The organism is Corynebacterium sp. UMB10321 (assembly GCF_030228725.1).
Classification (GTDB): Bacteria; Actinomycetota; Actinomycetes; order Mycobacteriales; family Mycobacteriaceae; genus Corynebacterium; species Corynebacterium pseudogenitalium.
On record NZ_JASOZC010000010.1, the window covers coordinates 78,096 to 86,497 of the forward strand.

Below are 8,402 nucleotides of genomic sequence, written 5' to 3' on the forward strand. Positions count from 1 at the left end.
ACAGCCTTCATGGCCCGGCAAAATATCACCCAGTTTTTCGACGACCTGGACCACACGCCCCTGCACGAGGCGGATGTTCGCGTGATCCGCTTCGGGTTACAGGGGAAGAATTACGTGCTGGACCTCAAGCCGGAGAACGCAGAGCGCTTCCTGGCGCAGCTCAAGCCGTACGTCGAAGCAGCCAGGGAGGCGTGCGACGCGACCGATCGGGCCCTTGACCCCGCCGAGATCCGCCGTTGGGCGCAGACCGAAGGCCTGCCCATTGCCAACCGCGGCAAGATCCCCCTCGGCATCGTGGAAGCATTCCACGAAGCCCACCCCTACTACTAGAGCACGCCCTGCTCGCGCGCCGACGCCACGGCGGAAGTACGGGAACGCACACCCAGCTTGTCGTAAATATGCACGAGGTGGGACTTCACGGTCGCCTCTGAAAGCATGAGCTCCGTGCCAATCTCCCTATTCGACGACCCCGCCGCCACCAACTGCAGCACCTCCAGCTCACGCGGCGTGAGCGAGGAGCGCGGAGTGCGGTCGCGCGTCTCGAGGCGCTCGCGCACCACCGGGGACATGGTGGCGTCGCCACGCGCGGTGGAGCGCACCGCGGCGACGAGCTCCTCCGGCGGGGCGTCCTTCAGCAGGTAGCCGACGGCTCCGGCCTCGATCGCGCCGAGGATGTCGGCGTCAGTGTCGTAGTTGGTCACCATGAGCACCTTCGGCGGGTTCGTCATCGAGGCGATGATCTGCGCCGTTGCCTGCGCACCCGTGGTCACGCGGGTGCCCTCGACGCCCGCGCCGAAGCGGAGGTCCATCAAAATCACGTCGATGCCGCCGGCCTGCGCCATCGCGATCGCGCCCTCAGCTGTGGCAACTTCGCCGACGACCATAATGTCTTCGGCCTCCTCGAGCACGGCCCGAAGCCCCAGCCGGACGATCTCATGGTCATCAGCCAGCAACACACGAATCATGAAGTTTTCCTCTCCACCTGGTCAGTCTTTTGTTTGATACTACTCGGTACCGCCACAGAAAGTGCTGTCGGCCCGCCGGGCTGGGACTCAATTGCCAGCTCACCGCCCAATTCCTCGGCCCGAGAACGCATCGCATCGAGACCCAAATGGCCTAACCCTGAGGGCTTTTTGGCCTGGCTCGCTACGTCGAAGCCCTTGCCGTTGTCCACCGCATCAAGGCGGACCTCGTCATCCCCAAACGTCAGCGTGATGCGCATGCGGCTCGCCTCGGAGTGCTTCACCGCGTTCGACACCGCGCCCTGCGTAATACGCAGCAGGCCGGCCTCGATGCGCATCGGCAGCTGCTGCGGCTCACCGTCGACCTCCACCTCGATGTCCATGTCGCCCGTCGTACCGAAGTCCGCCGCGATGCGGCGCAGCGCCTCCTCCAGCGACGTCGTGCTCAGCGGCGCCGGCGTCAGCGCCGCAATAATCGCACGGGTCTCCGCCAAGTTTCTCGACGCCGCCCTACGTGCCGTCTCCATCCTCTTCAACGGCGCCGCCAGCTCTTCCTCCGAAAGGTCCGTGGCCAACAGGTCGCGCTCCGCGGCGTGCAGCAGCATCTGGATCGAGGACAGGTTCTGCGCCACCGTGTCGTGAATCTCGTGCGCGAGCCGCTCCCGCTCCTGCGCCACACCCGCAGCACGCTCCGTGGTTGCTAGCTGTTCGCGTGTCTCCAGTAGCTCGTTGATGAGCTCGGCGCGCTCGTCGCTCACCTTCGTAATCGTGGTGAAGGCATAGTTGATCGCCAGGACCACCACCGCCGACAGCGCCGGCCCCAACACGCTGCCCAGCGTGAGATGATCCGGCAGCTGTACCAGCACCGTGATCACAAGCCCAGCAGCAACCCCGGCAATACCTCGCCAGTCGTTGAACGCCCGCATGTACACGAAGAACAGGATGAACACCCAGTACATCGCAACCACTGAGATCGTCGTGTCCAGCATCCACACGCCAGTCAGCCCCACGAGCCACAGCACGCGGCCCGGGGTTGCCCAATAGTGCATCTCTGTCATCCCGTAGAACAGGAGGAAGGAAAACGTCGTCACCAGAGTGATGTGCAGCAGCGCCTCATCCAGCGACATTCGCGCCAGCGCCGCCAGCGACACCAACACCAGCGACACCGACAACACCGTGATACCGATATCCAAGGAGCGGTTTACCGGCACCTCAGTGGTTTCGCCGGGGCCCGGCGACAACACAGCTAATCTGGAACCCATGCGTTTGACACTACCCACCCTCGCAGCAGTCATGGCATTCGGCGTCCTCGCCGGGTGCGTCGCCCCCGACCCGGATCCGGCGCCCGCAGACGAAGGGGGCGTCGAGAAGCAACAAGCTGCTCTGCCTCTCGACGCCCTGCCCGCCACCGACCGCAACGCGTGGCAGCCCTGCCCATACCTCGACACCGACTGGGTCGCCGACGCCAACGGCCAGCGCGTCACCGGCGTAGGTATCGACGCCCGCTTCGACCCCCCAGCCTGCCAGTTCTGGTCCTACCCGCCCGAGCCACAGCTGACCGTCATCGTGCGGCACATGGACAGCCCCGAGGACGCCATGGCCGTTGTCGACTGGGCAACACCCATCGACTACACCGAACCCGCCAACCAGCCAGCCGGGTGGAACGGCGGACGCCACGGCGGCGGGGCCGTACCCAACCGGATCGGCGCCGCCTACTCCGTGGCCAAGGGCAACACGGCCGTGACCGTGTTCACCAACCAGGACGAGTCCATCAAGGCGCAGCTCGTCGCCGAGGAGACCATCAAGAACCTGCAGCTCTAGAGCGTTACACTGCGACGTCGTTGTAGGGCATCTGCGCCGACACCCACGGAAACACCACTTCCATCAGCAGGAAGAACACGGCCACCGCGATCACGATCGCGAGCAGCCACTTCACCGGCGTAGGCCCCGGCAGCATCCGCCAAAGTGCTCCATACATTGTCTATTTCACCTCCGACATCGCCTGCGGCAGGGTCTGCTCGCCCGGCGTTTTCGCCAGCACCTCAGTCTGCACGGCGTGAATGATCATGCGCTCCGCGTTCGAAAACTGCGGGTGGCACGTGGTCAGCGTGATCATGCCCAGCATGTCCGGGCGCACCTCGATAGAGGGCTGCTCCGGGATCGGGTTGATCACGTTCACGTCCCCCGGCAGCGTGATGTGCCTGCCTACCACGTTGCGGTACTCGCCCGTCGCGATCGGCTCGTTGATCTCGGCTGGCACGCAGCCCGCCGCCACGTCCCGGCGCTCCTGCGGGTCCAGGCCCATCGGCAGCACGCGGTACGTCACCCAGGAATCCTGCGTCTCCACCACGATGGCGTCACAACTGTTCAGCGCCCCAAGGTCATTGAACGGCGCGCCCTTGCCCACGCGGTGCCCCGCCACCGCGAAGTTGCCCGGCTCGCCCGGCATCTGCGTGTCCGGGTAGCGGCCCGGACCCACCAACAACTCGTTCTCGTCGGTGCCCTCGATGATGGCGAACTGGTAGTCCGACCCGAACGCAGGGATGTACATGCGCGCGAATGCGTCGCCAAGCTGTGGCGTGCGCAGCTGGCGCGGGTTCTTCCACTGCTCCGACAACGTGTCCTGCGCTTCGTTCTGCATCTTGCCGGAAGCGATATTCGTCCAATAGGACTCGTAAAAGGCGAACAGCAACAACAACGCCCCGATGGTCAGCAGCACCTCGCCGAACACCTGGGAGGCGCGCACCTTGCGTCTGGGTTGTTGGTAAACCATGGCCTAACATTAGCGAATGATGGAAATCCTCGTCTATCCCGTGTCCGCCGTGCTGCAGTTCTGGCACTGGCTCCTCGCCGACGTCCTCGGCGCCCCCGTCTCTGGCGCCTGGATCGCATCCATCATCCTGCTGGTCATCACAGTGCGCGGCGCCATCGCACCGTTTTCCTGGAAGACGTACAAGGTAGGCCGCACCAGCTACATGATGCGGCCACACATGAAAGCCATCGCGGACCGCTACGGCAGCTCCACCGCACTCGAGGACATCGAGGCGGAGCGCGAAGCCATCAAGAAACTCCGCAGCGAGCACGGCTACAACCCGCTCGCCGGCTGCGTTCCCGCCATGATCCAGCTGCCGTTTTTCTTCGGCCTGTACCGCCTGCTGTACTGGCTCGCCGTCCCCGACGTCGGCGACGCCCACCGGATCGGCCTGCTCACCCCAGACGAGATCGAAAGCTTCCGCAACACCACGCTTTTCGACGTCCCCCTCCCCGCCTACGTCTCCATGACACCAGAGCAGTTTGCCTCCCTCGGCACTACGGTCGACGCCGTTCGCGGCCTGGCCATACCGATGCTCATCGCCGCCATCTGTTTCACCAGCATCAACCTGCTGCTCTCCCAGATCCGCAACCGCACCACCCTCGAGTGGGAAAACGCGTTCACCCGCGGCAGCTACCGGTTTCTGTACTGGATGATCCCCTTCATCGCACTGTCCCTGACCACGGCGGGACTGCTCGGCCTCGTGCCGATCGCGCTACTGCTGTACTGGGTAGTCAACAACTTCTGGACCGCCTCACAGACCGTTCTGCTCTGGGCGTTGCTTGTAAAGCGTTTCCCCTCCGAAGAGATTCACCGCAACCATGTACGCGAGGCGCGCGAAGCGTACGTCGAAAAGAAGCGGGAGAAGCGCGAGCGCAAGCGGACCTGGCGCCGCAAGAAGGCTGGCGCGCTCGTGCGACCGACGACCATCCCAGCGGTTCGCCGCGACATCCGCGCAGAAAAATCCGCCCTAGCCGAGGCCAAGCGCGACGAGAAGCGCGCCAAAAAGGCAATCGAGAAAGAGCGGTCGAAAGTGCAGCGGGAGGCTAAATCGAATAGTCAGCAGGAGGAGTCCCAAGCGTAGCTTTCGCCAGCGTACGGGCAGTTTCCAGCGGCGCGGTATCGCGCACAAAGCGGGCTCCCGCCAGGCCGCCGTCGAGGAAGATCAAAAGCTCATTCGTCTGCGAGGCCGAGTTGTAGCCGTTCTTCACGCTGAGCAGGTGCGTAATCGTGTCGTACATCCACTGGCGGTGCTTCTTACACGCCGCAACGATGCGTTCCTCCGACTCCGTGTCCGGGCGCGGATACTCGTTCGCCGCGTTCAGGAACGGCGAGCCACGGAATTCCCGGTCTGGCTCCTCCTCAATCGCCATGTCGAAGAACGCCAGCACCTTGCCGTCCGCGTCGTAGACATGCTCGGTGCGCTCCGCCCAACGCTGCCGGTACTCCTCGTCCAGCCGCTCAATGTACGCGATGACCAGGTTGTCTTTCGACCCAAGCAGGGAGTACAACGACGCCTTCGCGACGTCCGCCTCCCTCAAAATACGGTCAATACCGATGACGCGGATGCCTTCTTCTTGGAAGAGTTTCGTGGCGGCGTCCAGCAGCCGCTGCCGGGGGCTGGGACGATTCCGCCTCCTGGAAGCACTCTTTGCCTTGCTGGTTGTACCGCTGCTCACGCGACTGCTCCTCCAAAATCTCTAGTAGACAAACCAGTACGTTCACCATACCGCGTACCGTAGTTTCTGAAAAGAAAAATACCGGCCGGGGGTGTGTCCCTCCGGCCGGTACATACATCACGCGCTTTTCGCGCTACTGGCTATTGGCGTTGTTTGCCTTTCACAAAGTTGACAATGGTCAGCAGGATCACCGCACCAAGGATGCAGGTGAAGAAGCTAAACCAAAGTCCGCCATTGTCGACGTCCACTCCGAACTTCGCCAGCAACCAGCCGCCAATCAGACCACCAATAATGCCGACAATAATATTCAGGCCGATGCCCATGTCGGCGTCCTTGCCCTTAATCTTCGAAGCGATCCAGCCCGCAAGTCCGCCAATGATAATCCAGCCGAAAAAGCCAAGTCCCAGCATGTGCACGTCTCCTTCTATAACGATCGTTTAATGTCTACTGACCATGGTGCCTCCCATTCGGGCATAATGCCACTACGATTCGGACACCAACGGGTAACGATCTGGAAACGGCACCGCTGGGACTTGGTTGCGTTCCGCGAGATTAGTCGTTCGGACGAACAACCATCATCGGGCACGGCGCGGACTGCAGCAGCGCACGCGACGTCGAGCCGAGCAGCATGCCCTTGAACCCGCCACGACCGTGGGAACCGGTGACCAGGAGCTGTGCGCCTTCAGCGGCCTCGGTAAGCGCGCGGACTGGACGGTCACGCGTAATCACCTTGCGGATCTGCACATCTGGGTACTTCGCGGCGGAGTCCTCCAGGTAGCCATTGAGGATCTCGTCCTTCTCCTCCTGCACAGCCTTCCAGTGCTCGTCCGTGACAGAGAACCCAGCGCCCGGCCCCTGCACCTGCGTATCGATCCAGGTGTGCACCGCAATCAACTCCGCACCGCGAGCGTGCGCCTCCTCAAAGGCGACCTCCGTTGCGTGGCGGGAAACCTCAGAGCCATCAACGCCGACTACGACCGGGCCGTACTTATTCTCTTCCGTCACGTTGTTGTCCTCGCGGACCACCACAACCGGGCAGCTTGCGTGGGAGACAACCGCACCAGACACAGAGCCGAGGACCATCCCGGAAAGCCCGCCAAGGCCACGCGACCCCATCACGATCATGGTCGCGGTACGCGACATCTCAAGCAGCATGTCAATCGGGGATCCCTCCGCGATTGCGTGCCCAATCTTGATATCTGGGGCGACCTCAAGCGCGATGTCACGCGCCTCCTCGACCTTCTGGATGGTTTCCTTCTGCAGATCGTCGAACAGTTCCTTCGGCGGAACCATCCCCTCCGCGTACAGGAACTGCGGCATGGTGTAGCTTGCAGCCAGCTGCAGCGCGATGCCGCGCTTCGCGGCGGTGTTCGCCGCCCAGCGGACCGCGTTGTGGGAAGCCGGGCTTCCGTCCACAGCTACGACGACCATTTCTTCATTCGACATGTGTTTCGCCCTTTCTCAAGAAGGTAGGCAGTTTCTACCCCCATTGTAGACAAAACCCACATCGATATCGTGGCCCTTATTTGGGAATTTCCACGGGCTTCGCGCCCTCAGAGTTCGCAGGGAAGAACGTCTCATAGAGTGCTCGCAGCACGTCCGCGATCACCTTCCCGATACCTTCATTGAAGAACGCCAGTACTGGTTGCAACATCGCTCCAAGATCCATAGCGACTAATCTAGCAAAGGATATGAGTAGAAAACGAAGGAAGTCGCCCCCGCCACTGCCTCCGCGCGATGGCCTCGGCGCGTCACGAGTCCGCGTCCCCGACGCCCCCATTACCGCCGGCGACTTCCTCACCGAAGTCATCAAGGGGCAGCGCCACCGCCACGCCGATGACGACGCCGCAGCCGTCCTCCAGCGCTTCGCCGTCGGCGAAGTCGTCCTGCGCGACGGCACCCCGCTCTCCCCCAACGATATTTTGCAGCCGGGCACAGACGTCTTCTTTTATCGACGCCCCGCCCCCGAAACTCCCGTACCGTTTACTCACACCGTGGTGTTCGAAGACGATAACGTCCTCGTCGTCAACAAACCGCCGTTCTTGGCGACGATGCCACGCGCCGCCCACATCACGGAGACCCTCACCGTCCGCCTGCGCCGAGAGACCGGCAACGAGGAGCTCACCCCGGCCCACCGCTTGGACCGGATGACGAGTGGCTTGTTGCTACTGACGAAGCGCCGTGACGTCCGCGGGGCGTACCAGGACATGTTCGCCCGACGAGAAGTCCGCCGCCTGTATTCCGCGGTTGCTCCTTATGATGCTTCGCTACCTGCCGGACCTTGGCGGCATCACATCGTCAAAGAACACGGCGAAGTTGCTTCCAAGATTGTCCGCGGCGCGGAACCCAATTCAGAAACGATGTTCCTTGGCGCGTCCCGTTTGCCGTCAGAAGAGGAAACAGTGCTACAAGAACGCTACGGAGTGGAAGGACCGCTCGGGCGCTATCTCCTCGAACCGATCAGTGGACGCACGCACCAACTGAGAATCCAGATGTTGGACGCCGGGGTGCCCATCATCGGCGACTCTATCTACCCCGTCCCACATCCTTTTGGGGAGGACGACTTCACCAAACCAATGCTGTTGGAATGCATTTCCGTTGCATTCACGGACCCCCTCTCCGGCAAGGCCGTCCACTTCACGACAGATCCTTCAGTGCCCTGGCCATAAACCCTCTCGGAGTACCAATAGCGTGCCTCCAACGGTAGCCGAAGCAGCTGTGCACCACATTCTGGATCTTCGGGACTGTGCGGTGGCGTTTCCCCAGCTCACGCCGCCTACGTAAAGGAATCTGGTGCACACACCCCCACGCACGTGGTGCACACCCCCACCAAAACAAAAAAGAGTGTGGTGGGTACCACCACCCCCAACAACGGGAATAATGGAACCCACCACACACAATAAAATGAAGTTATAGGCCGGCGGTAACCTACTCTCCCACACCCTCCCA

The 8,402-nt window shown here is 62.4% G+C and carries 12 protein-coding genes; 4 read left to right on the forward strand and 8 right to left on the reverse strand.

All coding sequences use genetic code 11. From position 1 onward, the window contains the following. Positions 1–9 precede the first annotated feature (9 nt). Entirely contained in the window at positions 10–330 is a 321-nt protein-coding gene (locus QP752_RS09495; RefSeq protein ID WP_070361746.1) for an Lsr2 family protein, read from the forward strand. Here the strand turns inward: QP752_RS09495 and QP752_RS09500 are convergent. Further along, positions 327–965 carry a response regulator transcription factor gene (locus tag QP752_RS09500; protein WP_070361745.1) on the reverse strand — a complete coding sequence of 213 codons (639 nt, stop codon included), beginning with the start codon at positions 963–965 and terminating at the stop codon, positions 327–329. The two genes, QP752_RS09495 and QP752_RS09500, sit on opposite strands and share 4 nt — an antisense overlap. Further along, the gene (locus tag QP752_RS09505; RefSeq protein ID WP_284805360.1) at positions 962–2,224 is read right to left on the reverse strand and encodes a sensor histidine kinase; all 1,263 of its coding nucleotides are present in this window, start codon (positions 2,222–2,224) and stop codon (positions 962–964) included. The genes QP752_RS09500 and QP752_RS09505 overlap by 4 nt, the downstream gene beginning before the upstream one ends. Between QP752_RS09505 and QP752_RS09510 the strand changes: the two genes are divergently transcribed. Next, on the forward strand, positions 2,223–2,783 hold the full coding sequence (locus tag QP752_RS09510; RefSeq protein WP_284805361.1) for a DUF2020 domain-containing protein: 561 nt from the start codon (positions 2,223–2,225) through the stop codon (positions 2,781–2,783). The genes QP752_RS09505 and QP752_RS09510 overlap by 2 nt on opposite strands. 4 nt (positions 2,784–2,787) lie before the next feature. On the opposite strand, the gene QP752_RS09515 is transcribed toward QP752_RS09510, so the two are convergent. Together QP752_RS09515 and QP752_RS09520 are read right to left on the reverse strand one after the other, a co-directional pair. Next, positions 2,788–2,940 (reverse strand): hypothetical protein, encoded by a 153-nt coding sequence (locus QP752_RS09515; protein WP_168156155.1) that lies wholly within the window; start codon positions 2,938–2,940, stop codon positions 2,788–2,790. A gap of 3 nt (positions 2,941–2,943) precedes the next feature. Further along, positions 2,944–3,735 carry a class E sortase gene (locus QP752_RS09520; RefSeq protein WP_256008282.1) on the reverse strand — a complete coding sequence of 264 codons (792 nt, stop codon included), beginning with the start codon at positions 3,733–3,735 and terminating at the stop codon, positions 2,944–2,946. Positions 3,736–3,751: 16 nt separating this feature from the next. Here QP752_RS09520 and yidC point away from each other — a divergent pair, with 16 nt between their 5' ends. After that, positions 3,752–4,858 carry a membrane protein insertase YidC gene (yidC, locus tag QP752_RS09525; RefSeq protein ID WP_070975661.1) on the forward strand — a complete coding sequence of 369 codons (1,107 nt, stop codon included), beginning with the start codon at positions 3,752–3,754 and terminating at the stop codon, positions 4,856–4,858. Here the strand turns inward: yidC and QP752_RS09530 are convergent. The 4 genes from QP752_RS09530 to QP752_RS09545 form a co-directional block, all read right to left on the reverse strand. Then, on the reverse strand, positions 4,821–5,453 hold the full coding sequence (locus QP752_RS09530) for a TetR/AcrR family transcriptional regulator (protein WP_070975662.1): 633 nt from the start codon (positions 5,451–5,453) through the stop codon (positions 4,821–4,823). The two genes, yidC and QP752_RS09530, sit on opposite strands and share 38 nt — an antisense overlap. Before the next feature lie 140 nt (positions 5,454–5,593). Beyond that, the gene (locus QP752_RS09535; RefSeq protein ID WP_070361740.1) at positions 5,594–5,863 is read right to left on the reverse strand and encodes a GlsB/YeaQ/YmgE family stress response membrane protein; all 270 of its coding nucleotides are present in this window, start codon (positions 5,861–5,863) and stop codon (positions 5,594–5,596) included. Positions 5,864–6,005: 142 nt separating this feature from the next. After that, positions 6,006–6,899 carry a universal stress protein gene (locus QP752_RS09540; protein ID WP_070361739.1) on the reverse strand — a complete coding sequence of 298 codons (894 nt, stop codon included), beginning with the start codon at positions 6,897–6,899 and terminating at the stop codon, positions 6,006–6,008. A 76-nt stretch (positions 6,900–6,975) separates the two neighbouring features. Further along, positions 6,976–7,122 (reverse strand): hypothetical protein, encoded by a 147-nt coding sequence (locus QP752_RS09545; protein WP_168156154.1) that lies wholly within the window; start codon positions 7,120–7,122, stop codon positions 6,976–6,978. Between the two features lie 22 nt (positions 7,123–7,144). On the opposite strand from QP752_RS09545, the gene QP752_RS09550 reads away from it, so the two are divergent. Beyond that, positions 7,145–8,122: a pseudouridine synthase gene (locus QP752_RS09550; protein ID WP_284805362.1), complete on the forward strand. Its 978-nt coding sequence runs from the start codon at positions 7,145–7,147 to the stop codon at positions 8,120–8,122. Positions 8,123–8,402: the final 280 nt, after the last annotated feature.

Coding starts and splice junctions, on each gene's coding strand:
- QP752_RS09495 (WP_070361746.1), top strand. CDS start 10: ATGGCCCGGCAAAATATCACCCAGTTTTTCGACGACCTGGACCACACG.
- QP752_RS09500 (WP_070361745.1), bottom strand. CDS start 965: ATGATTCGTGTGTTGCTGGCTGATGACCATGAGATCGTCCGGCTGGGG.
- QP752_RS09510 (WP_284805361.1), top strand. CDS start 2,223: ATGCGTTTGACACTACCCACCCTCGCAGCAGTCATGGCATTCGGCGTC.
- QP752_RS09505 (WP_284805360.1), bottom strand. CDS start 2,224: ATGGGTTCCAGATTAGCTGTGTTGTCGCCGGGCCCCGGCGAAACCACT.
- QP752_RS09515 (WP_168156155.1), bottom strand. CDS start 2,940: ATGTATGGAGCACTTTGGCGGATGCTGCCGGGGCCTACGCCGGTGAAG.
- QP752_RS09520 (WP_256008282.1), bottom strand. CDS start 3,735: ATGGTTTACCAACAACCCAGACGCAAGGTGCGCGCCTCCCAGGTGTTC.
- yidC (WP_070975661.1), top strand. CDS start 3,752: ATGATGGAAATCCTCGTCTATCCCGTGTCCGCCGTGCTGCAGTTCTGG.
- QP752_RS09535 (WP_070361740.1), bottom strand. CDS start 5,863: ATGCTGGGACTTGGCTTTTTCGGCTGGATTATCATTGGCGGACTTGCG.
- QP752_RS09540 (WP_070361739.1), bottom strand. CDS start 6,899: ATGTCGAATGAAGAAATGGTCGTCGTAGCTGTGGACGGAAGCCCGGCT.
- QP752_RS09545 (WP_168156154.1), bottom strand. CDS start 7,122: ATGGATCTTGGAGCGATGTTGCAACCAGTACTGGCGTTCTTCAATGAA.
- QP752_RS09550 (WP_284805362.1), top strand. CDS start 7,145: ATGAGTAGAAAACGAAGGAAGTCGCCCCCGCCACTGCCTCCGCGCGAT.